General features: G+C 31.9%; 23 protein-coding genes. 7 read left to right on the top strand and 16 right to left on the bottom strand.

Translation table 11 applies throughout. From position 1 onward, the window contains the following. The first annotated feature begins 76 nt into the window (after positions 1-76). Together plsY and JQN76_RS10515 are read left to right on the top strand one after the other, a co-directional pair. A complete protein-coding gene (gene plsY / locus JQN76_RS10520) occupies positions 77-685 on the top strand; it encodes a glycerol-3-phosphate 1-O-acyltransferase PlsY (protein WP_000972779.1) in 609 nt (202 codons plus the stop codon). 375 nt (positions 686-1,060) lie between these two features. Further along, positions 1,061-1,357, top strand: coding sequence for a HesB/YadR/YfhF family protein (locus tag JQN76_RS10515; protein WP_001165377.1), 297 nt, complete (start codon positions 1,061-1,063; stop codon positions 1,355-1,357). 206 nt (positions 1,358-1,563) lie between these two features. Here the strand turns inward: JQN76_RS10515 and menI are convergent, their stop codons facing one another. From menI to JQN76_RS10500, 3 genes are all read right to left on the bottom strand, one after another. After that, the gene (gene menI, locus JQN76_RS10510; RefSeq protein WP_000640487.1) at positions 1,564-2,031 is read right to left on the bottom strand and encodes a 1,4-dihydroxy-2-naphthoyl-CoA hydrolase MenI; all 468 of its coding nucleotides are present in this window, start codon (positions 2,029-2,031) and stop codon (positions 1,564-1,566) included. Positions 2,032-2,210: 179 nt separating this feature from the next. Further along, entirely contained in the window at positions 2,211-4,916 is a 2,706-nt protein-coding gene (gene acnA, locus JQN76_RS10505) for an aconitate hydratase AcnA (protein ID WP_000729744.1), read from the bottom strand. An 890-nt stretch (positions 4,917-5,806) separates the two neighbouring features. Beyond that, positions 5,807-7,453: a BCCT family transporter gene (locus JQN76_RS10500; protein WP_001088978.1), complete on the bottom strand. Its 1,647-nt coding sequence runs from the start codon at positions 7,451-7,453 to the stop codon at positions 5,807-5,809. Positions 7,454-7,656: 203 nt separating this feature from the next. Between JQN76_RS10500 and mscL the strand changes: the two genes are divergently transcribed. Then, on the top strand, positions 7,657-8,019 hold the full coding sequence (mscL, locus tag JQN76_RS10495) for a large conductance mechanosensitive channel protein MscL (RefSeq protein ID WP_000910489.1): 363 nt from the start codon (positions 7,657-7,659) through the stop codon (positions 8,017-8,019). Between the two features lie 70 nt (positions 8,020-8,089). Here the strand turns inward: mscL and sbcC are convergent, their stop codons facing one another. From sbcC to sosA, 8 genes are all read right to left on the bottom strand, one after another. After that, positions 8,090-11,119, bottom strand: coding sequence for an exonuclease subunit SbcC (gene sbcC, locus JQN76_RS10490; protein ID WP_000803168.1), 3,030 nt, complete (start codon positions 11,117-11,119; stop codon positions 8,090-8,092). Positions 11,120-11,122: 3 nt separating this feature from the next. Continuing rightward, positions 11,123-12,244, bottom strand: coding sequence for an exonuclease subunit SbcD (gene sbcD / locus JQN76_RS10485; RefSeq protein ID WP_000691304.1), 1,122 nt, complete (start codon positions 12,242-12,244; stop codon positions 11,123-11,125). 123 nt (positions 12,245-12,367) lie between these two features. Then, positions 12,368-12,835, bottom strand: a complete 468-nt coding sequence (locus JQN76_RS10480) for a CcdC family protein (RefSeq protein ID WP_000966142.1) — start codon at positions 12,833-12,835, stop codon at positions 12,368-12,370. Positions 12,836-12,928: 93 nt separating this feature from the next. Beyond that, a complete protein-coding gene (locus JQN76_RS10475; protein WP_001789897.1) occupies positions 12,929-13,027 on the bottom strand; it encodes a hypothetical protein in 99 nt (32 codons plus the stop codon). Further along, on the bottom strand, positions 13,014-13,256 hold the full coding sequence (locus JQN76_RS10470; protein WP_000246909.1) for a YneF family protein: 243 nt from the start codon (positions 13,254-13,256) through the stop codon (positions 13,014-13,016). The genes JQN76_RS10475 and JQN76_RS10470 overlap by 14 nt, the downstream gene beginning before the upstream one ends. Positions 13,257-13,533: 277 nt before the next feature. Then, positions 13,534-15,522 (bottom strand): transketolase, encoded by a 1,989-nt coding sequence (gene tkt / locus JQN76_RS10465; protein ID WP_000481451.1) that lies wholly within the window; start codon positions 15,520-15,522, stop codon positions 13,534-13,536. Between the two features lie 120 nt (positions 15,523-15,642). After that, positions 15,643-15,882 carry a DUF896 domain-containing protein gene (locus JQN76_RS10460; protein ID WP_000071351.1) on the bottom strand — a complete coding sequence of 80 codons (240 nt, stop codon included), beginning with the start codon at positions 15,880-15,882 and terminating at the stop codon, positions 15,643-15,645. Positions 15,883-16,017: 135 nt separating this feature from the next. Further along, positions 16,018-16,251, bottom strand: a complete 234-nt coding sequence (sosA, locus tag JQN76_RS10455; RefSeq protein ID WP_000499647.1) for a DNA damage-induced cell division inhibitor SosA — start codon at positions 16,249-16,251, stop codon at positions 16,018-16,020. A gap of 142 nt (positions 16,252-16,393) precedes the next feature. Between sosA and lexA the strand changes: the two genes are divergently transcribed. Continuing rightward, positions 16,394-17,017 carry a transcriptional repressor LexA gene (gene lexA / locus JQN76_RS10450; RefSeq protein ID WP_001208755.1) on the top strand — a complete coding sequence of 208 codons (624 nt, stop codon included), beginning with the start codon at positions 16,394-16,396 and terminating at the stop codon, positions 17,015-17,017. Positions 17,018-17,396: 379 nt separating this feature from the next. Here the strand turns inward: lexA and JQN76_RS10445 are convergent, their stop codons facing one another. From JQN76_RS10445 to JQN76_RS10425, 5 genes are all read right to left on the bottom strand, one after another. Further along, positions 17,397-18,413 carry a CAP domain-containing protein gene (locus JQN76_RS10445; protein ID WP_172450394.1) on the bottom strand — a complete coding sequence of 339 codons (1,017 nt, stop codon included), beginning with the start codon at positions 18,411-18,413 and terminating at the stop codon, positions 17,397-17,399. Positions 18,414-18,434: 21 nt separating this feature from the next. Beyond that, complete coding sequence (gene guaC / locus JQN76_RS10440) at positions 18,435-19,412, bottom strand: GMP reductase (RefSeq protein ID WP_000688122.1); 978 nt, start codon at positions 19,410-19,412, stop codon at positions 18,435-18,437. 156 nt (positions 19,413-19,568) lie between these two features. Beyond that, complete coding sequence (rpsN, locus tag JQN76_RS10435) at positions 19,569-19,838, bottom strand: 30S ribosomal protein S14 (protein ID WP_001085655.1); 270 nt, start codon at positions 19,836-19,838, stop codon at positions 19,569-19,571. A 453-nt stretch (positions 19,839-20,291) separates the two neighbouring features. Next, positions 20,292-20,441, bottom strand: coding sequence for a 50S ribosomal protein L33 (gene rpmG / locus JQN76_RS10430; protein ID WP_001265708.1), 150 nt, complete (start codon positions 20,439-20,441; stop codon positions 20,292-20,294). Positions 20,442-20,531: 90 nt separating this feature from the next. Continuing rightward, positions 20,532-22,049: a catalase gene (locus JQN76_RS10425; RefSeq protein ID WP_000082539.1), complete on the bottom strand. Its 1,518-nt coding sequence runs from the start codon at positions 22,047-22,049 to the stop codon at positions 20,532-20,534. Between the two features lie 203 nt (positions 22,050-22,252). Here JQN76_RS10425 and JQN76_RS10420 point away from each other — a divergent pair, with 203 nt between their 5' ends. From JQN76_RS10420 to JQN76_RS10410, 3 genes are all read left to right on the top strand, one after another. Beyond that, positions 22,253-23,707, top strand: a complete 1,455-nt coding sequence (locus tag JQN76_RS10420; protein ID WP_000389956.1) for an amino acid permease — start codon at positions 22,253-22,255, stop codon at positions 23,705-23,707. Positions 23,708-23,845: 138 nt separating this feature from the next. After that, positions 23,846-23,950 (top strand): hypothetical protein, encoded by a 105-nt coding sequence (locus JQN76_RS10415; protein ID WP_001791424.1) that lies wholly within the window; start codon positions 23,846-23,848, stop codon positions 23,948-23,950. Next, positions 23,925-24,239 carry a hypothetical protein gene (locus tag JQN76_RS10410; protein WP_000580198.1) on the top strand — a complete coding sequence of 105 codons (315 nt, stop codon included), beginning with the start codon at positions 23,925-23,927 and terminating at the stop codon, positions 24,237-24,239. The genes JQN76_RS10415 and JQN76_RS10410 overlap by 26 nt, the downstream gene beginning before the upstream one ends. Positions 24,240-24,509 lie beyond the last annotated feature (270 nt).

The raw sequence follows: 24,509 nt of genomic DNA, 5'->3' as shown, positions 1-24,509 counted from the left end.
GTTTTTAAAATTTTTAGCCGTAATTTAAACGAATATGATAAAATAGTCCTAAGATATTAAAGGATGTGTAATATTTATGATGATAATCGTCATGTTACTACTAAGTTATCTTATCGGCGCTTTCCCAAGTGGATTCGTAATTGGAAAATTATTTTTCAAAAAAGATATTAGACAATTTGGTAGTGGTAATACTGGCGCTACTAATAGCTTTAGAGTATTAGGTCGTCCTGCAGGATTCTTGGTAACATTTCTAGATATTTTCAAAGGGTTCATAACTGTTTTCTTCCCTTTATGGTTACCAGTTCACGCAGATGGCCCTATTAGTACTTTTTTTACAAATGGTTTAATTGTTGGCTTATTCGCTATACTTGGACACGTTTATCCTGTTTATTTAAAATTCCAAGGTGGCAAAGCGGTTGCAACTAGTGCAGGTGTCGTCTTGGGAGTCAATCCGATACTTTTACTAATACTTGCAATTATCTTCTTTATTGTATTGAAGATTTTTAAATATGTTTCTTTAGCAAGTATCGTTGCAGCAATTTGCTGTGTGATTGGCTCGCTTATCATTCAAGACTACATTTTATTAGTCGTTAGTTTCTTAGTTTCAATCATATTGATAATTAGACATCGCTCTAATATCGCAAGGATTTTTAGAGGCGAAGAACCTAAAATAAAATGGATGTAACAATTTTTTGACATTAGTCCATCATTGCATATTTTTTTGCAGTTGATGGATTATTTTATTTTTGCAAAAACAATTTTTTTAACTTAAAATTCAACTATACTTAGTTTTTTTACAAGAACATTTGATACCGAGACATAAATCAATGTCATAGGCTCCACAATGTTATATTAGCTGTAGTTAACCGAACGAAATGCGCTTATAACTAGGTTTTTTCAATTCTGGTCGGGGGTCCCAACATAGAAGCTTATGGAAATTCAGCTTACAATAATGAGCAGGTTGGGGTGGGCTCCAACACAGAGAATTTCGATAAGAAATTCCACAAATAATACAAGTTGGCCCACTCCCATTCTGTAATAAATATAGGAGGTCATTGTTATGCAAATAGAACTTACTGATGCAGCAGTAACTTGGTTTAAAAATGAACTTGAGTTGCCTGAAAATAATAAAGTGCTCGTGTTTTTTGTAAGATATGGTGGCGAATTCCAACTCAAGCAAGGATTTAGTCCTGCTTTTACAGTTGAACCAAAGGAAGATGTTGATATTGGCTATGAACAACAATATGACGATTTAAATGTTGTCGTAGCGGAAAAAGATTTGTGGTACTTTGAAGATGACCACATTATTGTAAATGTAGTTGATCACGAAGATGAAATTTCTTATTCCACAAAATAACTAAAATAAAACGAACTTGTTTACACATTCTGATGTGTCCTGAACCTCGGAAGTTGTACTTTGGTTTAGCACATCTGATGTTGTATGAACAAGTTCGTTTTTGCTATATATTAGCTTATCTTCACGCTAATTACATTAATGTTAACGTATTGGCTATTTTTTATAGATTAATTGTTAATATTGCCTCTCCAAACATTTACAGTAACTTATAAAGAATCAATACCATCCATTATCTCTACTGTTTTCCCTTCATTATTGAGCGTTTGCACTTTACTATAAGCTTCATGCCAATCTGGGAAATAACGATCCAACCGTATAGGCTTAAAAGTATCTTCTTTAATGCAAATCAATTCTGTGGAACCTGTAGTTGCAAGTTCACCTTTTTCATTAAAAATCTCATATTTATACACTGAACGTAATCTCGAATATTTTTCAACCCAAGTTTTAACTTTAACTTTTTCTGGATAAAAAATAGACTTTTTATAATTGACATTGAGGTCAGTCACAGGTGAAATGATTCCTTGTTTTTCCATATCAGCATAACTAAAACCTAACTTCGATATATAATCCAACCGCGCAACTTCAAACCAAGTTGCATAATTCCCGTGATAAATTACACCCATCTTATCAGTTTCAGCATAACGCGCTTCTATTTCTGTAATACTATATATCATTTTAAGCCTTCTTTCAGTTTAACTTTATATCTCATTCTAACATAAAATACAAGAAGAGGCCGGCCAAGAACACAAAGGTTTTGAACCGACCTATTATATCATAAAGTTTATAGAAGTATTTTTGAGCACTATCAAAGTGCCTCAAATACCGATTAAAATTTTACTGTGATATCTATTTTTTATTGCGCTAATTTATTTCTTAAAACCATTTGTAAAATTCCACCGTGACGATAGTAATCCATTTCAACAAGTGAGTCAAAACGAACCATAGCGTCAAATTCTACCAAATCACCATCTTGCTTCTTAGCAGTAACTTTGACGTAGTCATGTGGTTGAACATTTTCATCAATATTAACAGAAATTTCTTCTGTACCATCTAGACCAAGAGAATCAGCTGATTCACCTTTTTTAAACTCTAATGGTAATACACCCATCATAACTAAATTTGAACGATGGATACGTTCATAACTTTGTGCAATAACTGTTTTAACACCTAATAAGTTTGTACCTTTTGCTGCCCAGTCACGAGATGAACCCATACCATAATCGTTACCAGCTAATACAACTAAACCTGTACCATCTTCTTTATATTTCATTGCAGCATCAAAGATAGGCATTACTTCATTTGTTGGCCAATAAGTTGTAAAACCACCTTCAGTACCTGGCGCTAATTGGTTTTTAATACGTATATTAGCAAACGTACCTCGAACCATTACTTCGTGATTACCACGTCTTGAACCATATGAATTAAATTCACGAATAGGCACTTGATGATCTTGTAAATATTTACCAGCTGGCGTATCTTTACCAATTGCACCTGCTGGAGAGATGTGGTCAGTTGTCACAGAATCACCGAATTTACCCATAACACGTAAACCATTTAATGGAACAATCGTACCCGGTTCTTTAGATAATCCTTGGAAGAATGATGGATTTTGAATGTATGTTGAATTAGGATCAAAGTCATATAGAGGTTGATCAGTTACATCAATCTCATTCCATAATTCGTTGTTATTGTATACGTTATTATATTCTTCAATAAATAATTCAGGTGTTACAACACTATCAACGGTATCTGAAACTTCTTTAATTGATGGCCAAATATCTTTCAAATATACATCTTCACCGTCATTACCTTTACCAATAGGTTCATTCTGTAAATCAATATCAACCGTTCCAGCTAATGCATAAGCAACAACTAACTGTGGTGAAGCTAGGTAATTGGCTTTAACAAGAGGATGGATACGACCTTCAAAGTTACGGTTACCAGATAATACAGATGTCACTAATAGGTCCTCATCAGCAATCGCTTTTTCAATTTCTGGTAATAAAGGACCTGAATTACCGATACAAGTTGTACATCCATAACCAACCAAGTTGAAGCCTAAATCATCTAAATAAGGTTGTAAGCCAGCATCTCTTAAATATCCGGTAACAACTTTTGATCCTGGTGCTAGAGAAGTTTTAACGTATTCAGGAACTTTCAAGCCTTTTTCAACTGCTTTTTTAGCAACTAAACCTGCACCTAACATTACATAAGGGTTAGATGTATTTGTACATGATGTAATTGCTGCTATTGCAATATCACCTGTTTTCATTGTAGCTTTTGATCCATCTTTAAAGTTAATTTCAGCTTTCTTATCAAATTCACTTTTATCTAAACCGTGTCCTTGGTTGCCTGCTGGAGCTGTTACAGAATTTTCAAATGATGATTTCATATCACTTAAGAAAATTAAATCTTGAGGACGTTTTGGTCCTGAAAGCGATGCTTCAACTGTTGATAAATCCAATTCGATAACATCTGTATAATTAGGATCTTCTTTTTCAACATCAAAGAACATATGGTTTTGTTTCAAATATTCTTTTACTAGCGCGATATGTTCGTCTGATCTACCAGTTAACTTCATATATTTAAGAGATTCATCATCAACCGGGAAGAATCCGCAAGTTGCTCCATACTCTGGTGCCATGTTTGCAATTGTAGCACGGTCTGCTAGTGGTAAATGTTGTACACCTGGACCAAAGAACTCTACAAATTTACCAACAACACCTTTTTTACGTAGCTCTTGAGTTACTCTTAACGCTAAATCAGTTGCTGTTGCGCCTTGTGGTAATGAATTTACTAGTCGTACACCAATAACCTCTGGAATTGGGAAATAAGAAGGTTGTCCAAGCATTCCAGCTTCAGCTTCAATACCACCAACACCCCATCCTAGTACGCCAATACCATTTATCATTGTTGTATGTGAATCAGTACCAACTAATGTATCCGGAAATGCAGTTTTTTCACCATCTACATCACGAACATGTACAACACTTGCTAAATATTCTAAGTTAACTTGGTGAACTATTCCAGTTGCAGGAGGAACTGCATTGTAATTATCAAATGCTTTCGTTGCCCAATTTAAAAACTGATAACGTTCATAGTTACGTTCAAATTCTAATTTCATATTACGTTCAAGAGCTTCTGGATTTGCATAGCTATCCACTTGAACTGAGTGGTCAATAACTAAATCCACCGGTACTTCTGGATTAATTTTAGTAATATCTCCCCCAACGTCATCCATTGCTTTACGTAAAGAAGCTAAATCAACTACGGCTGGTACACCTGTGAAATCTTGTAAAATAACACGAGAAGGTTTAAATGGTACCTCGCCTTCATTTCCATCTTTTCCAAACTGACTTAAAGCTTTAATATGATCGTCTGTAATTACAAAATCATCTTCTTGACGAAGTAAAGATTCTAACAAAACACGAATTGAATAAGGTAAATTGGAAACTTTAGTAATACCTTGCTCTTCTACAGCTTTTAAATCATAGTAAGTATAACTTTGGCCATTCAAGTCAAAATGTTTTTTTGATTGCTCTTTAAAATTTGCAGCCATTTAATGATCCCCCTTGATACATTTTTATATTTATATGCCTTGATTAAATTGTATTATTATATTTATTGATAAACAACTCATCATGCTTAGAAAACGCTTAATTTAGGTTTTGACTTTTTAATCAGAGTATATAAGAAAAACTTATCATGCGGGCAAGGTGTAATAAGTATTTTTTATTAATTGAGAATAATTATCAATTTCGTGAATGATTCAATTCAATTTTCAAACGTATTATTTCATTGAGCAGAAAGAAAATTATGGCACCAAACTTTAATATTTCTTTTCAATGTCATTCTTTTGATGGGAGTGGGACAGAAATGATATTTTCGCAAAATTTATTTCGTCGTCCCACCCCAACTTGCATTGTCTGTAGAAATTGGGAATCCAATTTCTCTTTGTTGGGCTCCATCCCCAACTTGCACATTATTGTAAGCTGACTTTTCGTCAGCTTCTGTGTTGGGGCCCTCACCCCAACTCGCATTGCCTGTAGAATTTCTTTTCGAAATTCTCTGTGTTGGGGCCCCTGACTAGAATTGAAAAAAGCTTGTTACAAGCGCATTTTCGTTCAGTCAACTACTGCCAATATAACTTCGTAGAGCATAGAATATTGATTTATGTCCCAGTCTGAGTTAATTTTCTATAAAAGTATAGTTAATTTTTTATACCGTCGTACTTCACTTTAGCTTTGTCAAACCCCTTTCTATTAAGTTGTCAGAAATAAACCTATCTTAAAATATAAAAAAAATCGAGAATTCGTAGTTTAATAACGAAATTCTCGTTCTTATCCTTTTGAATATACTCAATTTTCCACAAAAACAAACAAGTAGTATATCTGTTCTAGCTACTAGAATGACATACTACTTGTTATTTAAATACTTAACTAAATTTTATTAGTTATCTTTTTTCTCTATATTTCTACGTGACTGACGCTTTTCAAGAATGTCAGATTCATAATCTTCTTGTTGACTCTTGATATATTCTTGTAAGCGATGTTTATTCGGAGTCAATGTTAAACCTAGGAATTTACGTTCCTGGTTCGCATCCTTGTAGAAACTTACCATCATGAGTATGACGACAAAGGAGAATGGGAATGCACTTATAATTGCAGCACTTTGAATCGCATTTAAAGCTTCAGCGCCGTTACCGCCACCAGCTAATAAAAGTACAAATGCTATTAAGGCCTGTGAAATTCCCCAAACAACTTTTACCATACTAGATGGATTTAATGAACCAAATGTTGTTTGCATTCCTAATACAAATGTTGCTGAGTCAGCAGATGTAATAAAGAATGATGCAATTAATAATAATGCAATCAACGATAAAACAATGCCAAATGGCACATGATTAAACACTCCAAATAGCTGTGTTTCAGGAGTCATATCAAAAATTTCTTTGTGTTTCTTACCTGTCTCGATGCCTAATACACCAAAGACACTAAACCAAACAAAACTAACAATTGCTGGAACTAGCAAGACACCAGAAATGAACTCTCTAATTGAACGTCCTTTTGAAACTCGTGCAATAAACACTCCAACGAATGGGCTCCAACTTAACCACCAACCCCAGTAATAAAGTGTCCATGAAGACATCCATTCACGTTTTTGAGGATTTAAAGCTGCTGTATCAAAACTATTAAACAAGAATGTGTTTAGTAAACTACCCGTAGAGCTAGTTAACATATTTAAAATAAGAACAGTTGGTCCAACAATTAAAGCAGCTACCATTAAAATAGTACCTAAACCAATGTTCAAGTTACTTAAGTATTGAATACCTTTACTTAATCCAGACCATGCACTTGCTATAAATAAGATAGTAACAACAATGATGATAATCGCTTGTACAAACGTATTATTTGGAACATTGAACAAGTAATGTAAACCACCATTAATTTGTAGAGCACCCATACCTAACGAAACGGCTACCCCAACGATTGTCGCAAATACAGATAAAACGTCAATAAAAATCCCAATAGGACCTTCTACTTTATCACCTAAAAGAGGACGTAAAGTTCTAGATAATAAACCTGGTTCACCTTTACGGAATTGCGAATATGCCAACGCTAACGCAACAACACCATAAACAGCCCAAGCATGGAATCCCCAATGGAAAAATGTTGAACGTAGAGCTTCAGTATAAGCTTCAGTAGTTTTGGGATCTGCTGTAGGTGGCGTAGCAAAGTGCGCCATCGGTTCAGCTGCACCATAAAACACCAAACCTATCCCCATACCAGCACTAAACAACATAGCAAACCATGAAATTGTATTAAACTCAGGTTTGTCATTTGGTTTACCTAGTTTAAGTTTTCCAATAGGACTAAAAATAAGGAATATACAGAAGAACACGATAATCGTAGTAAGAATAAGATAATACCAACCTAACTTTTCTGTAATCCACATTTTAATATTATTGGTAACATAGTTGAATTGTTCAGGTAAAAATGCACCAAGTAATACGACTATAGCAACAACAATTGCACTATAGATGAAGACTGGTGAATACTTCTTTCCATTTGGATTCTCTGGTGAAGAAGAATTCATAATTAATTACTCCCTTCAATTCTATATTTAATTTTATGTAGTAGAATAAAAAGATTATCTAAACATTTTATTCAATAACTCACGCACCTTTATAGGATAACAAAGGTCTTTGCGATAATCAAATTTTCTTGAATAATCTATTTTCTAATTTTTTTATTTGTTGTATAATTGAGGTTACATTTAAAAAAGAGAGGTTGAGTGTAATGTTAAAAGAATTCAAAGAGTTCGCCTTAAAAGGTAACGTCTTAGATTTAGCAATTGCTGTTGTGATGGGTGCAGCTTTCAACAAGATTATATCTTCATTAGTAGAAAATATCATCATGCCATTAATTGGTAAAATTTTCGGATCAGTTGATTTTGCTAAAGAATGGTCATTCTGGGGTATTAAATACGGTTTATTTATCCAATCTGTTATCGACTTTATTATCATCGCGTTTGCTTTATTCATCTTTGTTAAGATTGCAAATACATTAATGAAGAAAGAAGAAGCCGAAGAAGAAGCAGTTGTGGAAGAAAATGTTGTGTTATTAACTGAAATCAGAGATTTATTACGTGAGAAAAAATAATTTTTAAATAAAAAGAGATGGGCTAAGGTTGTTCTATACATTCCAAAGTACCATCTCTATTTTTTATGTTTTAATTTCTTTTGAATCTTGTTGAACTCTGATATTGATCTGATTTCACTTCTAAAACTAAAGGTATTCTATTTTTCAATTCGCTCACATGTGAAATAATCCCAACCATTCTACCAGTTGATTTAAGATTTAATAAAGTGTCTAACGCTGTTTCAAGCGTTTCTTGATCTAATGTACCGAATCCTTCATCAATAAATATTGATTCTAGTGAAATACCTCCTGATTGCTGCTGTACAATTTCGCTTAACCCTAAAGCTAATGCAAGCGACGATTGGAAAGTTTCTCCACCTGATAACGAGCTAATATGTCTAGACTTATTTGAATGCAAATCAAATACATCAATTTCTAGGCCACTAAGACCATGAGAAACCGCTTCTCGCCTAATTAGTTGGTATCGATTATCTGACATTGTTGCTAATCTCAGATTTGCTTGGGCAATAATTTGATCTAAATAGTAAATTAAGACAAAGTTTTCCAATGTAAGATTTTTGTTATTCTTACCACTGACAATTTCAGCCAATTGAAAAATTTCTTGTTGATCCTTTAATTCTTGATTTAAGTAATTAATATGCGAAACTATAGATTGTGTTTTATTAATATTATTTTGACATTGATAATGAACAGCAGAGTATTCATCTATCAGTGTATTCATCTTTTCTTTTTTTTGCTCATATTCATCTTTTAATTTATCAGAGTCCAATAACTCTTTATCCTTGGTTAATGATTCTAACCTAGCTATTTCCATTTCAAATTCATGATAACGTTTTTTATAAGTATCCCTTTTCTGCTCTAATTCCTCTTGCTCGCCCCTCCAGGCTATTATTTCATTTATATCATTGTCGTCAGTTAAATTCAGCCTCGACATTTCCATTTCAATAGATTTTTCATTCAATTCTAAGTCATTATTGTAAGTTTCTAGTTGATTTTCATAGTGATTTAGATTATTTTGCTCAATTAACTTTCTTTGAGACAATTGCATTGACTTATCTTCAATCTCCTTTGAGTGTTCTTGATGTTGGTTCACATCTTGAATATACTTCTTATAATCCACCTCAAAATTAGTGATATTATTATATTTCGAGAGTGTTTCAAATTCAGTGATGAGATCTCGACATAATTTCAACTCAGATTCATTTTTATTTAGTCGCAATTGTTTATTATGAATTTGCAACGTTAGATTATCTTTTTCTTCTTTCATTTGTTCTATAAATTTATTAAGATCTCTTTGATTATTCAATGCATTTTCATTTTCTAGCAGACGCTTATTCAATACTTCGAGTGAAAAATCACTTTGCGTTTTAATATTAATATTCGATATTTTTTCATTAACAAATTTAATTTCAGAATTATGCACAGCAATATTCGATTTTATTGCGTGGATATTTGCTTCAATTTCTTTAATTTCATTTTGACGTTTAGCAATACTGTCAAAATCAATATGATGCCCTAAATCCTGAATTTCATTACCACATATCGGACATTGATCTCCAATCTTTACAGCAGATTTAATTTCACTTATAAAGCTTTCTTTATCATTTAAGTCCAATTTTGATTTATCGTAGTGATCTAATTTTATTTCGAGATTCTTCATTATAGTTGTTTCTTCATTAATTTGATTCTCTAACTCTTGCTTACTACCTAATAGTTTATCTAATTCAGCTTTAGCTTTTTCATTTTCTTTAATTATATTAATTTCATTATTTATGTTAGTTATCGCATTATTTAGTTCGATAATTTTCTCGTAATCACTTTCGTTATTACCTATTGAATCTTCGACCTTTTCTAAACCTTTAATTAGATTATTTAATTCATCACCTAATTGTTCACCCTCAGTTCTCAAGCTTTCAATATTGAGATAACTTTGTTGATACTTATTAATATCGTTAAATAATACTCTAGTTTTATCAATAAAAGAGATTTTACTTTCAATTAAATCTCCGTTTTCTTCTAACATTTTTTTCTCTTTGTCTATGTTTCGCTTATCACAATCAAGATTCAATATTTTATTATTGGTTTTAGAAATATCTTTTTTGCTATTAGCAATTTTAGTTTCAATTTTTTCTCTATTTTCAATATAATTCAATAGGTTTGTAATATCTTGTAACAACTTTAACTTAGCTTCAATTCCCTCTATTTCAGGTTGTTGTTCTTTCAATTGAACGAAATCAATTTTATTTTTGTTGAGTTGATTAATATTATCTTTTAATATATTATTTTCTAATGTTTTCTTTTCTATTATTTCAAATTCTTTAATAGCAGTTTCTTTACTTTCATTTACAGATGCTAGTATTTCTTTCGACCTAGCTTGTAAAAGTGGTATATTTTCAATCAATTTGTCTATCTGTTGAGTGGCAACCTCTAATAAGCCTTTTATATTGTCATCATCAAATGATTCAATTTCTTGCCATAAAAGGTCAATTTGTTGATATCTATTCTCGATTTGAGCTTTTTCTTTTTTTACTTCTTCTTTTAATATTTCTCGTATAGCTTCAAATTTTTCACTGTCAAACAGTGTTCTTAATATCCCTTGCTTTTCACGACTGTTTGATATTAAAAAGCGTTTGAATTCACCTTGAGGCAAAATAAACAATTGTCGGAATTGATCTGCATTTACTCCTAATAATTCAATAATGAATTGGGTACCTGAAATTACTTTACTTTCTCTAATTTCATACTTGCCATCCACCATCTCAAATACATCAAATTTAGCGTTCGTTTTTGTTGTATTACCTTCTTTGATATAAGGGCCTTGTCTATGCACTTTATAAATTCGATGATTTAATTGAAATTCAAATGTTACTGACATCGGCTGTTTACCATCAGCGAAATGACTTCTCAAATCATTTTCTTCTCTTTGTTCAGTTGATGCTTTACCAAACAAGGCATAAGTCATTGCATCAAAAATCATTGTTTTACCCGATCCAGTCTTACCACTTATTAAAAACAATTCATTATTATCAATTTTAGAAAAATCAATTTCTTCTTTTAAAAAGGGGCCGAAATTATTCAACTTTAAATGTAATGGTTTCATTCATTAATCCTCCTTTCTCAATTCGTTTTCTAAAATATTTTTTATCTTTTTAGATTGGATATCCGATAATTCTTTATCAGTTATATGTTTATAAAACATTTCGATAATTGACATGTCATCTTTTCCACTTATTTCTATAGCATTATTTTCTTCATTGTAATTAAAAGTTTCATTCGTCAGCGCTAAAGTATTAGGATAAATTTGTTTTAAACTCATCATTGGATCAGTAATATGAGACATATTTTTAAGTTTAAAATGTAAATAATTATCTTTATTTTTCACATGAACTTTTTCATTAATAACATCATTATATTCGCCTGAGATAATTTCCAATTGTCTAAGTGGCTTAAGAGGAATAAATACATCGTTAATAATGCCATCATTAATTGTTACACGTCTATACCCTTTAGCTTGACCCGCTTCCGAAAATGAATACTGCAATAAGGAGCCACTATATTTAATTTTGTCGTCTTCTATACTAAATGGATGATGCAAGTGACCTAGCATGACATAATCAAATATATCAAAAACACCTTTCTGAACTGATTCAACCGTTCCAATAGTTAATGGTCTTTCAGAATCAGATGTCTTTCCACCTTGAACAGTCAGATGACTAATTAAAATATTGACGGCATCTTCATCAATTTCCGGTGCTATTGTTTCAATACAGCGCGTAATTCCCTGTTGATGTGTTTCAATGGTGTCATCTTCAAAGTAGTGTTTCATTTCGCTCACAGTAGCATAAGGGAGTGTATAAAAATTAACCCCATTTATCTCTATTGGTGAATTAATCGATGTAAAATCTGTTCTTATAAATAACTGATTATGTTCAAACCAACTCGCCCCATAGTTTAACCTCTCTTTACCATCGTGATTTCCACTAATCATAATTATTGGTATACGCAGTTCTAAATTTAACTTTCCAATCGCTTGTTCTAATAACATGATTGCATCTTTACTTGGATATGTTGTGTCATATAAATCTCCAGCTATCACAATGATATCGGGTTCTTCTTCTTTCATTTTTTCTACGAACATATCTAAAATATACGCTTGATCTTCTAAAAGCTGTTTGCCATTTAATATTTTCCCTAAGTGCCAGTCTGCTGTATGTATAATTTTCATTACTGCCTCCATATAGAACATTTGTTCGCTTTTATTTTAATATAATCATTTCACCTTTTCAAGTAAAATTAAAACCACTCATCGACTGATTTAGAAGTCGATCACAAGTGGTTTTAAAAGTAATTAATTGATTAATGTTTTCTTTAGTTTTTTGTATTTATATAGCATTGCTGCTCTCCAAGGAACAATCATACAGAATGCTAATAAAAAGAACATGCCGCCTAATTCTCCAGGATCTATTTCATTACTAATGAATATTTTCATCACAGTACGAATGATAAGTAATGAAATCAAAATAACTGGAAATGCTTTAGATCGTTTCATATAAATTTCTGTACCTTTGACTTCAAATCGAGAAGTCCAAATTAGAACTGTAGAAAAAAGCAAACCAATTATAAAGGCTTCTAGCATTTCCGATCCTGTTAGCCTAAAATATGGAACGACGTACATCAATGCACCGGTCGCCATAAAAAACGGTGGCAAAACTATTTTTTTCTCATTTACCGGATAATTTTGAGCTTTCATACGAATAACTATAACTATAGTTCCCATAAATAAAGCTACAATGATTGAAAATATTAAATAGAGCACGCAGACACCTTCTCGTTAAATAAACTCTCTGTAAATCATACAAAATGAATTATAGCATTTCTCAGTCTATTCGTCATTTTGTTAACTTTAATTTTAATAAACATATTTGTTTTTATTAATTTGATTATAAAAAGAGGCCATTTCCATATCTGGAAAATAGCCTCTATCAATTGCGAATTTACTTTTTCGCACTCTTCATATTTTGATCCATATTTTTATTCATCATCGTCATCATTTGATTAATTTTCTTCTGAGAAGGTTTTTGACCCATTTGCATCATCATCATACGAAGCATTTCTTCGTTGATTGGTGGGTTTTTCTTCAAGTAGTCCATCATATATTTTCTAGCTAAAAGGAAACCTCCAATTAAACCTAAAATTAATGCAGCTACTATAAAAATAATTGCTAACCAAGTTGCCATTGTTTCACCCGCTTTCTTTATCCTACTGAATTTTACTAAATTCATCACATTATTTCAAGAACTAGTTTATTCAAGTATTTTAATATCGATACTAAAAATAATATCAAAAATCATGCTGTTATAACAGAGCTTTTAAAGATTAATCTGAAATAGTATACTTTCATAACTTATCACTTATGATGTAGTTTAAGTGCTATACTCTAAATTTCAACACTTTAAAAGAAGCCTAAGATTATGCATCCTAGACTTCTAAACATACTCGCTTTATAAATTATTCTTATAAGCTCATAACTTGGTTTAAGATATTTTCTTTAGTAAATCCATATTTTTCAACTACTAAATCGCCAGGTGCACTTGCGCCAAAGCCGTCAATAGCAATAACTTTACCTGCAGTACCTACATATTTATGCCATCCAAGCGGTGAAGCCATTTCAATCGCAACACGTTTTGTTACGCTTGATGGAATAACTGATTCTTTATATTCTTCAGATTGTTGTTCAAATGCATTCCAGTTAGGCATTGAAACAACACGTACTGATTTACCTTGTTTTTCAAGATCTTTAGCAGCTTCAACTGCAAGACTAACTTCTGAACCTGAAGCTAATAATAGGAATTCTGGTGTCTCTTCAGAGCCATAAACTGTATAGGCACCTTTTCGAACGCCTTCTTCAACTACATCTTCTGGTACATCTAATACCGGTAAGTTTTGACGTGTCAATACTAATGAAGTAGGTGTAGATTCAGATTCTAAGGCAACTTCCCATGCTACTCTTGTTTCATTACCATCAGCAGGACGGATAACATTCATATTTGGAATGGCTCTTAATCCAGCTAATTGCTCAATTGGTTCATGAGTAGGACCATCTTCACCTACTGCAATTGAATCATGTGTGAAGATGAACGTTGCATTTAATCCCATAATTGATGATAAACGTAACGCTGGTTTTAAATAATCACTAAATACAAAGAATGTTGCACCATATGGATGTAAACCTCCATGTGCAGCCATACCATTTACAGCAGCACCCATAGCAAATTCACGTACACCAAACCACACATTTTTACCTTCAGGTGTTTCAGAACTATAATCAGTTGCATCATTTACATTGGATTTGTTTGAACCAGCAAGGTCTGCTGATCCACCAAAGAATGAAGGGACAGTTTTACTGATTGCTTGAATAACAGTACCAGAATCAGCACGAGATGCACCATTATGACCAAGTTCAAAACGTGGTAATTCATCCTTATAATTTTTAGGCAATTTACCACTAATTGCTAATTTAAATTCTTCTGCTAATTCAGGATATGTTTCTGCATATTTTTCTAATAATGAATTCCATTGAGATTCATCTTCATTAGCACGTTTTAACATAGTATTTTGGAAAATTTCGTATACTTCTTCTGAAACATTAAAACGTTTTTCAGGATCTAAACCGTAATTTTCAAATGTTAATTTTCTTTCATCTTCACCTAAAGGTGCCCCATGAACACCATTAGTTCCTGCTTTATTCGGTGAACCAAATCCGATTGTTGTTTTAACTTCGATAATTGTTGGTCCTTCTTGAGATTTAGCAGTAGTAATCGCATTATCAATTTCTTCTAAATCATTACCATCTTTAACTAGTAAGTAATTCCAACCATATGCTTCAAAACGAGCTTTTGTGTTTTCAGAAAAAGCTTTGTTTAATTCGCCATCTAATGAAATATCATTTGAATCGTATAAAACAACTAATTTACTTAATTTATTATGTCCAGCAAATGAAGCTGCTTCATGCGAAATACCTTCCATTAAATCACCGTCAGAAGCTAATACATATGTGTAATGATCTACAACATTATATCCTTCTTTATTAAATTTCCCTGCTAGGTGATCTTCTGCTAAAGCTAATCCTACTGACATAGCAAAACCTTGTCCAAGTGGTCCGGTAGTAACTTCTACACCATCTGTATGTCTGTATTCAGGATGACCTGGTGTTTTAGAACCCCATTGTCTAAATTGCTTTAATTCTTCTAATTCTAAACTACCAGAAACATGTAACAAGCTATACAATAATGCTGAACCATGCCCTGCAGATAATACGAAACGGTCTCTATTGAAGTAATCTTTAGATTGTGGATTAAAATTCAGATGACGTGTCCACAAAGTGTAAGCCATTGGGGCAGCTCCCATAGGTAATCCTGGATGACCAGAATTCGCTTTTTCGATTGTGTCGATACTTAGTGCACGCAGCGTATCAACAGCTAATTGATCTTTTTCATTAAACATCTTGTGTATCTTCCCTTCTTCAATTTTATCAAATACATTATAACTTATTTTAAAATAAAAAGATAAGTAAAATACTTATTTCAAGTTATAATGTCAGAAAATTCTTTACAGATTTGTGATTTAATTTTTATTATCTCTTTTTTGTTGTATCTCTTTAATTTTTTCAGGTGTTACATCATTACCTTCTGGATCAATTACTTTAGTATTTTCAATTTGTTGTTTAAACCCTTTTCTAAAACTCTCAAGATAAGCTTTTCTTAAGGCTGTTTGCTCCTTTGCTTCTTCTTGAGTTAATCCTACTTCTTTTTTCTTTTTAGCTAACTCGTTAATTCTTTCGATATTCAAATCAGAATTACTCAATTAAAAAACCTACCTTCAATTTGTTTATTCAATCATTATAATACTTTAACAAAATATAACAAATTTAAGATCAGTAAAAAAGTAATAAAAAACGCTATTTCGCAAAAATAGGCAAAATAACGTTGTGACAATGTATCAATTTATTAAAGCGAACACTTTCCCATCTCTTTGTTCGCTATTGTTTGTAGGGTCTTTATGTTCGTATGCTTTATTTATCGTATTGTTCTTAATTTGATGGTCAGTCATTTCGTACACTTGTTCCGAGTGAGCACTAATGTTCGCACTTAACAAGAATATTGCAAAGGCTGCACTTGAAACTAAAAATATGATGATATATGTTGATACGTTTTTATATTTATTGTAAAACATCATTTCCACTCCTAGAACATTTGTTTGTATTAGTAATTTATCAGAACTTATGTTCTCTGTCAATATTTTAACGAACAAATGTTTGTTTTGGTTGTGAATTAATGATATACTGTATATAAATTAATTTAGGGAGTGCCTATATATGAGAGAATTAACAAAACGACAAAGCGAAATATATAACTATATTAAACAAGTTGTTCAAATGAAAGGTTATCCGCCTAGTGTTCGCGAAATTGGTGAAGCAGTTGGCTTAGCATCCAGTTCAACTGTTCATGGTCACCTTTCACGTCTTGAAGAAAAAGGCTATATAAGAAGAGATCCGACGAAACCACGTGCTATAGAAATTGTAAGTGATCAAACAAATGATAATATTAATATGGAAGAAACGATTCATGTGCCAGTTATTGGTAAAGTCACAGCAGGTGTTCCTATTACCGCAGTAGAAAATATTGAAGAATATTTTCCATTACCTGAACACTTAACATCGACACACAATAGCGACATATTCATATTAAACGTCGTAGGCGACAGTATGATTGAGGCTGGTATATTAGACGGAGACAAAGTAATTGTTCGCAGTCAAACCATAGCAGAAAATGGAGACATTATTGTTGCTATGACTGAGGAAGATGAAGCAACTGTCAAACGCTTCTATAAAGAAAAAAATCGTTATCGATTACAACCTGAAAATAGTACAATGGAGCCAATTTACCTCGACAATGTTGCTGTAATTGGGAAAGTAATTGGTTTGTACCGCGAAATGTAATATTTTAAACCGTTATATATTATCGTAATTGTTAAGCCCTCATTTTTATAAATTTTGGACCTCTTGAAAAAGTTACGTTTTCAAGAGGTTTTATTTATTCTAATCTAAATTCAGTTCAAACAGAAATTGCGAATTGTTAGATAATCTCATTCTTTAATATAAATTTTGAATTACAGATTCCTGCAAAATGTTAAACAAATTAAAACTCGCCCCCGTAATAATTTACAGGAGCGAGCCATTATTATTTTTTTCTTTCTTTTTTATTAAGTATATCTTTGACGCGTTCAAGTATATCCGCATCTTTTGGTTTATCTGTTGTCATCATGTTTATCTACTTCCTTACAGACAAACATTACCCTTTAAACTCATGCCAAAAACATTAACCAGTATAATTTTCTGTCCAAAAAGGTTGTTTTTCATCATTAAAATCAACACCAACACCTAATATTTTAAACGTATCATTTAAAATGTTTTTTCTGTGACCAATAGAATTCATTAATCCTTGATGTGCATAGATACTACTAACTTGACCATATGCTAAATTCTCTCCGGCTGAGTTAAATGTAATACCATCTTTTTTCAATCGATCAAATGGTGATTGATCTTTTAAATTTGTATGATCAAAATAATGATTGTTGGCCATATCTTTACTATGCTTACGTGCAGTTTCAGAATTCTGTTTAGAATACTTCAATGTAGATAATTGATGTTGTTTTCTTTCAGCATTAACTAAATCAAAATTTTGTAGTTCAAAACTATCTGCAAGCGATTTCGAAGGTGCTCCATATTGTTCTTTTAATCTATTTTCCATAGCATCACTTACTTGTAAAACAGCTGTTACATTATTACGTCGATGCTTATCATAAAATACCGTCGTATAAATGTGATTTTTATGGAAAACATCATATTCTTTATTATTTTGTTCGTAACGCACTCTACCTTTAACAATCTCTGTTTCTGGTTCGCCTAATCTTTGCCTTACAACCGATTTCGGTGTATTGTATTTAATTTTTGATTTTGAAGTGATTATATTTTGATTTGTATATAACGCATTAACTTTATCTTTAATGTAACTTATCATTATAAAATTATTGTAATCGTCATCATAATACGTATACCACTTCGTACCATATTCATTAAATGTCACTCTTTTTGGTTTATTTAATGTTTTCTCAACATCTGATTTTGACATGTTCATTTGTATATTGTTAAAGGCAAATTGTTGTTTCTTCGGCGTATCCAATTTATTTTCCGCAGAAATTGTTTCTTTATTGATGTGAATGTCAATATATTGTCTTACTTCATTTTGTAAATGAATGAATGGTTTAAATTCTGTTATTGGCGCAATGATAATAATTGATAAAAACGCAACAACAGTTACTATGAATTTTTTAATTTACATCACCTACTATAAATATTAATCTCTATCACCGTTGAAAATAGAGTTTCTAACAATAACATAATCTACAGTACGTAATGATTTCAAGTCTTTTCCACCGGCATATGAAATTGAGCTTTGTAAATCTTGTTGCATTTCTTTTAAGGTATCCATTAATGAACCCTTATGTTCTACAAACATTTTTTTACCTTCTACATTTTTATGTTCGCCTTTTTGAAATTCAGATGCACTACCAAAATATTCTTTATACTGTTTACCATCAAGTTCTACAGTTTCACCAGGTGATTCTTCGTGTGCCGCAAATAATGAACCAATCATGACCATTGATGCACCAAATCTAATTGATTTAGCGATGTCGCCATGCGTTCTTATACCACCATCAGCAATCAAAGGTTTACGAGCTGCTTTACTACATATGTTTAATGCCGCTAACTGCCAACCACCAGTACCAAAACCTGTTTTAATCTTTGTAATACAAACTCTACCAGGACCTATACCGACTTTGGTAGCATCAGCACCAGCATTTTCTAATTCTCTAACACCTTCTGGCGTACCAACATTACCAGCAATAACAAAACTATCAGGTATATGGTTTTTTATATGTTTAATCATGTTTATCACTGAATCTGAGTGACCATGCGCAATATCTATTGTAATATATTCGGGGATTAATTTTTCTTGAGCTAACTTTTCAATAAAATCAAATTCCGCTTTCTTTACACCAACTGAAATAGATGCAAATAAGCCTGAATTTTGCATATGTTTTATAAAAGGTATTCTTGCTTCTTCATCAAAACGATGCATGATATAAAAGTAATCATTTTCAGCAAACCATTTCGCTAATTTCTCATTCATAACTGTTTGCATATTTGCAGGAACTACAGGTAGCTTGAATTTTTTCGGACCAAATTGGATAGTTGTATCACATTCAGACCTACTTTCAACTATGCATTTATTAGGTATTAATTGAATATCTTCGTAATCAAATATTTTCACTTTAAATAGCCCCTTTAAAAACTAATTATTTTTAAATGCAAATTAAAAACCGAATGTTTCCTTATTAATATGAGAAAACATTCAGTTTATAGCATTCGTATATACTGTACATTGTTTTATTGATATTGTAAATGGGCTAAAGTACGAAATTTGATTTTACCAACTTGATTTTTTAACACCTGGAATTTGTCCTTTGTGCGCATGTTCTCTAAACGCAATACGAGACATTTCAAATTTACGTAATACACCTCTAGGTCTTCCAGTTACTTTACATCTTCTAGTTAAACGTGTAGGTGATGAATCTCTTGGTAATTTTCTTAACGCTTCGTAATCACCTTTTGCTTTTAACTCTTTACGTAATTCGTAATATTTATTTACTAACTCTTCTCTTTTTCTCTCTTTTGCTATTTTAGATTTCTTAGCCATATATAGTTACCTCACTTTTTATCAAATCGTAATTATTACGATTTATATAATAACACAATCCTCACATAATTCAACAGTAAAGTTTCATTTCTTTGTTAAATCATTTTCTAAACCATCATATTTAAGATTAAAGTGTATTATCGAACATTTATAAAACATACCCAGAATTACTTCGTACTTATTAAATTCCGCTTTGAAATTTTAAATTCTACTATATTAAATACTCTTTCAAGCATTCGCTAACAAAGTGACTTTATAAAATCAGTAATCTATTTCCTTCTATAAATATTCTCAAATTTTAATAAAGTAACAACTAATACAATCATATATTGTTCTACCGATGAAACTCAATCCATTAATCACTCTTCACAAAAATTTCATAAAAAAGCGAGCTCCCCAATATAATAGGTAAGCCCGCTTTATTTTCAAATCGTCGTATTTGAATGATAAGAATTACTTAGTTTCACGATGTAACGTATATTTGTTTAATCTTGGGCAATATTTTTTCATTTCAATACGCTCAGGATTATTACGTTTATTTTTAGTAGTGATATAGTTACGATCGCCACATTCTGTGCATGCTAATGTTACGTTTACGCGCACGTTAAACACCCTCTCTTGTTAGGAATCTTTACGATTTATTATGATATCATAAACTGCTCAACTACGCAATATAGAAACTACATATCAAATTTATTTTTCAAAGTTTTCGTATGTTTCATCATTTTCAGTTTCAAGATCAATAGAATTTATATCAATACCTAATGCTTTTGCAACACCTTTACCATATTCTGGGTCAGCTTTGTAACAATGACGAATATGACGTCGTTTAACATCATCCGTTACGCCTTCCATTGCATTTGCTGTATTTGTAAAAATTCTTTCTTTAGCGTCCTCTGATTGTAATCTAAACAATTTACCTGGTTGTTCAAAATAATTATCATCATCTTGACGTTGATTATATTCATAGCCATATCCATCAGTTGGGAATGGTGGCTTTTTATATTCAGGTTGAGAATCAAATTTACCATGGTTATTTGGATAATAATGTGTTCCTCCACCTTGATTATTGTCAACTACGCGCATTTGACCATCTCTACTAAAAGGACAAATATTTTCAATACCAACACCTTTAGGTTGGTTTACAGGAATCTGCCAATGATTAACTCCTAATCGATATCTTTGCGCATCGCCATATGAGAATAAACGCCCTTGCAGCATTTTGTCTGGAGAAAAATCTAATCCTGGAATAATATTAGTTGGTGCAAACGCAGCTTGTTCAACATCCATAAAGTAATTATCTGGATTTCTATTTAATTCAAACTCTCCAACTTCAATTAGAGGATACTCATCGTGATACCATACTTTTGTTAAATCAAATGGATTATCTTTATGGTTTTTAGCTTGTTCCTCAGTCATTACTTGAATATACATTGTCCATTTTGGATAATCACCTTTTTCAATGGCTTCGAATAAATCGCGTTGAGATGAATCACGATCTGTAGCTATAATTTCAGCAGCTTCTTCATCAGTTAAGTTTTCAATACCTTGTTGCGTTCTAAAATGGAATTTAACCCAAACACGTTCACCAGAATCATTATACATAGAGTATGTGTGAGAACCGAACCCATGCATATGACGTAAATCTTTAGGAATCCCTCTATCTGACATTAAGATCGTTACTTGGTGCAATGCTTCTGGAAGACCCGTCCAGAAATCCCAGTTATTTTGTGCATCTCTCATATTTGTTCTAGGATCTCGTTTCACCGCACGATTTAAACTAACAAATAACTTTGGATCTCTAAAGAAGAATACTGGTGTGTTATTCCCTACTAAATCCCAGTTCCCTTCTTCAGTGTAGAACTTTAACGCAAATCCTCGAATGTCACGCTCCGCATCAGCAGCACCACGTTCTCCTGCTACAGTAGAGAAACGGGCAAACATTTCGGTTTGCTTACCTATTTCAGAGAATATTTTAGCATTCGTATATTTTGTTATATCTTTAGTTACAGTAAATGTCCCAAATGCACCAGAACCTTTGGCATGCATTCGACGTTCTGGTATTACTTCTCTATCAAATTGAGACATTTGCTCTAAAAAGTAAATATCTTGCATTAAAAGAGGTCCCCTAGGCCCTGCTGTCATACTATTTTCTCGGTCTGATACTGGATGCCCAAAAACACCAGTTAACTTTTTGTCTTGTTGTGACATAGTCATCCCTCCACAATTTATAATAATTATAATTTAATACATATTATAATTTAACCCCATCAAAATTACAATTAAACATGCTCAAGATGATTAAAAAATCAGAAAATTTTAATTTTTTCGCTTTACAGTACTAAATAGTTATTGAATAGTACACTTAAAAAGCTTACAATAATGGGTATATTTAAATAGATGGGAGACTAAATATGGAAGATAATAAAATGAACCGTAGTCTTAACTCAAGACACATTTCCATGATTGCTATAGGTGGTGCAATTGGGACTGGTCTATTTGTAGCTACTGGTAATATCATTTCTCAAGCTGGTCCTGGAGGCGCTATACTCGCTTATCTTGTTATTGGTGTCATGCTATATTTCTTAATGTCATCAATTGGAGAGTTGGCAACATTTTATCCAGTATCAGGTTCATTCAGCTCTTATTCAACACGCTTTATTGACTCATCTCTTGGCTTTACCATGGGATGGTTGTATTGGGCATTGTGGTCATTAGTTACAAGTGTTGATGTCATAGTAGCGTCAAATGTGCTTTATTTCTGGGACACATTTAAATTTTTCCACCCCATTACTTGGAGCTTAATCTTTATTACAATTTTACTATTATTAAACATTTTTTCTGTAAAATCATTTGGAGAAACTGAGTTTTGGTTATCATTGATTAAAGTGTTAACAATTATCGTATTCGTTATTTTTGGCTTTTTAATGATTTTCGGTATCTTAGGTGGTCATACATATGGATTTGAAAACTATACAAAAGGCCAAGCACCGTTTGTTGGTGGTATCTCTGGTTTCTTAGGCGTATTATTAGTCGCCGGATTTTCGGTTGGTGGTACAGAAGTAGTAGCAGTAACTGCTGGTGAATCAGATGACCCTAAAAAGTCTATGCCTAAGGCAATTAAACAAGTATTTTGGCGTATTCTTTTATTCTATGTCTTATCAATTGCAGTAATTGGTGCAATTATTCCGTACACAGATCCATCATTATTAAGAGCAAGTAGTTCAATAAGTCAAAGCCCATTTACAATTGTATTCGATAGAGTAGGCATAGCCTTTGCAGCATCAGTAATCAACGCGGTTATTTTAACTTCATTATTATCCGCTGCAAATTCAGGTGTTTATACAACAGGCAGAATGTTGTATTCCTTAAGTTCAGACAAAAAAGCACCCCAATTTTTAAGTAAATTAAACAAGACAACTAAGTTACCTTTAAGAGCATTATTAACTACTTATGCAGTCGTTGTTATTGTTATTATTTATGCAAACTTTAATTCAAATGCCGTTTTTAATTTACTTGAAATTATTGGTTCAATGATTATAGTTGTTTGGGGATCAAGCATTTGGTCACAAATACGATTGCGACAAGCTATTAAAAAACAAGGTCAAGACCCTAATAAGGTCCTACCATATAAAGCACCTTTTTATCCATTAGGACCAATCATTGTCATCACTACACTATTATTCTTGCTATTTGGTGGCTCAGTTGAATATATTTTAAAAGATCAATGGTTAAATGCTTTTAAAAACTTTTTACCTTTAATCATTCTAGCGTTGATTTACTTTATTCATAAAATCATTCACAAAACAAAATTTGTAAAGCTAGAAACAATTAATTTAAAACCACACGATTATGACAATCAAAAATAAATAAATTCTCATACGGCAGATGCTTTAGATTATCTATAGCATTTGCCGCTTTTTAATGGTGTAAAGCAGATATACTTTAATATCTTTTTCTAGTATAAAGTGTATTAACTAGTATTCTGTTTATATTTTATTATTACCATGTTACCATTCTTTATTTTAGATATTTTGCATATCGTGTATAATATAGATAACAATAACTTTTCAGGGGTGAAATTCAATGATTGGACAAACAAATTTATTTGATGATGTACTAAAGCAAGATGAAAGATTTGTTATTGTAGTTCAAGCATTAGAAGAAAAGAACGGACAATTATTAAAGAGAACTTTAAGGGAATATCCCGGTTTAAACCATAAACAAATGAATGATTTATTTATGCACTTAAAGGAATTATTTTCCGAAGAATCATTTGCTGAAAACCAATCAGCGTTCAGTATTACAGTTTATACAAATTTAGATTATACTGCTGACCAAATATATGCTCATGTAAAACGTTTCAGAGGTAAGCATGACTGGACACAAACAGCTAAATAAAATCAAGATGCTTGCAGTGATTTTAACAATTAATGTTAGATTGTCACTGCATTTTTTAATGCATTCGTTATTATTCAGAATGATCAAATTTATTTATCTACCTTCAGTGACTAGTTAATACTTGATTTATTCAAAAAATATACATTTACTCTATTCGTTTGATATCATTACTAATCTAAAATATGTATTTCAAATCCTCCATAGTATAACTGAAGTCATTTTCACAAAAATAAAAAGCCTTAACCACAAGATATCTTATTCAAATATCAT

This window comes from Staphylococcus sp. SM3655 (genome assembly GCF_016917315.1).
Lineage (GTDB): Bacteria > Bacillota > Bacilli > Staphylococcales > Staphylococcaceae > Staphylococcus > Staphylococcus aureus.
This window is presented reverse-complemented; position numbering and strand designations above follow the sequence as displayed.

Excerpts from the sequence above, each read along its gene's own strand:
- JQN76_RS10470 (WP_000246909.1), bottom strand. The coding sequence starts at position 13,256 with ATGGCAACTTGGTTAGCAATTATTTTTATAGTAGCTGCATTAATTTTA.
- JQN76_RS10415 (WP_001791424.1), top strand. The coding sequence starts at position 23,846 with ATGTTACCATTCTTTATTTTAGATATTTTGCATATCGTGTATAATATA.
- menI (WP_000640487.1), bottom strand. The coding sequence starts at position 2,031 with ATGATATATAGTATTACAGAAATAGAAGCGCGTTATGCTGAAACTGAT.
- JQN76_RS10420 (WP_000389956.1), top strand. The coding sequence starts at position 22,253 with ATGGAAGATAATAAAATGAACCGTAGTCTTAACTCAAGACACATTTCC.
- tkt (WP_000481451.1), bottom strand. The coding sequence starts at position 15,522 with ATGTTTAATGAAAAAGATCAATTAGCTGTTGATACGCTGCGTGCACTA.
- lexA (WP_001208755.1), top strand. The coding sequence starts at position 16,394 with ATGAGAGAATTAACAAAACGACAAAGCGAAATATATAACTATATTAAA.
- sosA (WP_000499647.1), bottom strand. The coding sequence starts at position 16,251 with ATGTTTTACAATAAATATAAAAACGTATCAACATATATCATCATATTT.
- JQN76_RS10500 (WP_001088978.1), bottom strand. The coding sequence starts at position 7,453 with ATGAATTCTTCTTCACCAGAGAATCCAAATGGAAAGAAGTATTCACCA.
- JQN76_RS10515 (WP_001165377.1), top strand. The coding sequence starts at position 1,061 with ATGCAAATAGAACTTACTGATGCAGCAGTAACTTGGTTTAAAAATGAA.
- sbcC (WP_000803168.1), bottom strand. The coding sequence starts at position 11,119 with ATGAAACCATTACATTTAAAGTTGAATAATTTCGGCCCCTTTTTAAAA.
- JQN76_RS10410 (WP_000580198.1), top strand. The coding sequence starts at position 23,925 with ATGATTGGACAAACAAATTTATTTGATGATGTACTAAAGCAAGATGAA.
- JQN76_RS10425 (WP_000082539.1), bottom strand. The coding sequence starts at position 22,049 with ATGTCACAACAAGACAAAAAGTTAACTGGTGTTTTTGGGCATCCAGTA.
- acnA (WP_000729744.1), bottom strand. The coding sequence starts at position 4,916 with ATGGCTGCAAATTTTAAAGAGCAATCAAAAAAACATTTTGACTTGAAT.
- plsY (WP_000972779.1), top strand. The coding sequence starts at position 77 with ATGATGATAATCGTCATGTTACTACTAAGTTATCTTATCGGCGCTTTC.
- sbcD (WP_000691304.1), bottom strand. The coding sequence starts at position 12,244 with ATGAAAATTATACATACAGCAGACTGGCACTTAGGGAAAATATTAAAT.
- mscL (WP_000910489.1), top strand. The coding sequence starts at position 7,657 with ATGTTAAAAGAATTCAAAGAGTTCGCCTTAAAAGGTAACGTCTTAGAT.
- rpsN (WP_001085655.1), bottom strand. The coding sequence starts at position 19,838 with ATGGCTAAGAAATCTAAAATAGCAAAAGAGAGAAAAAGAGAAGAGTTA.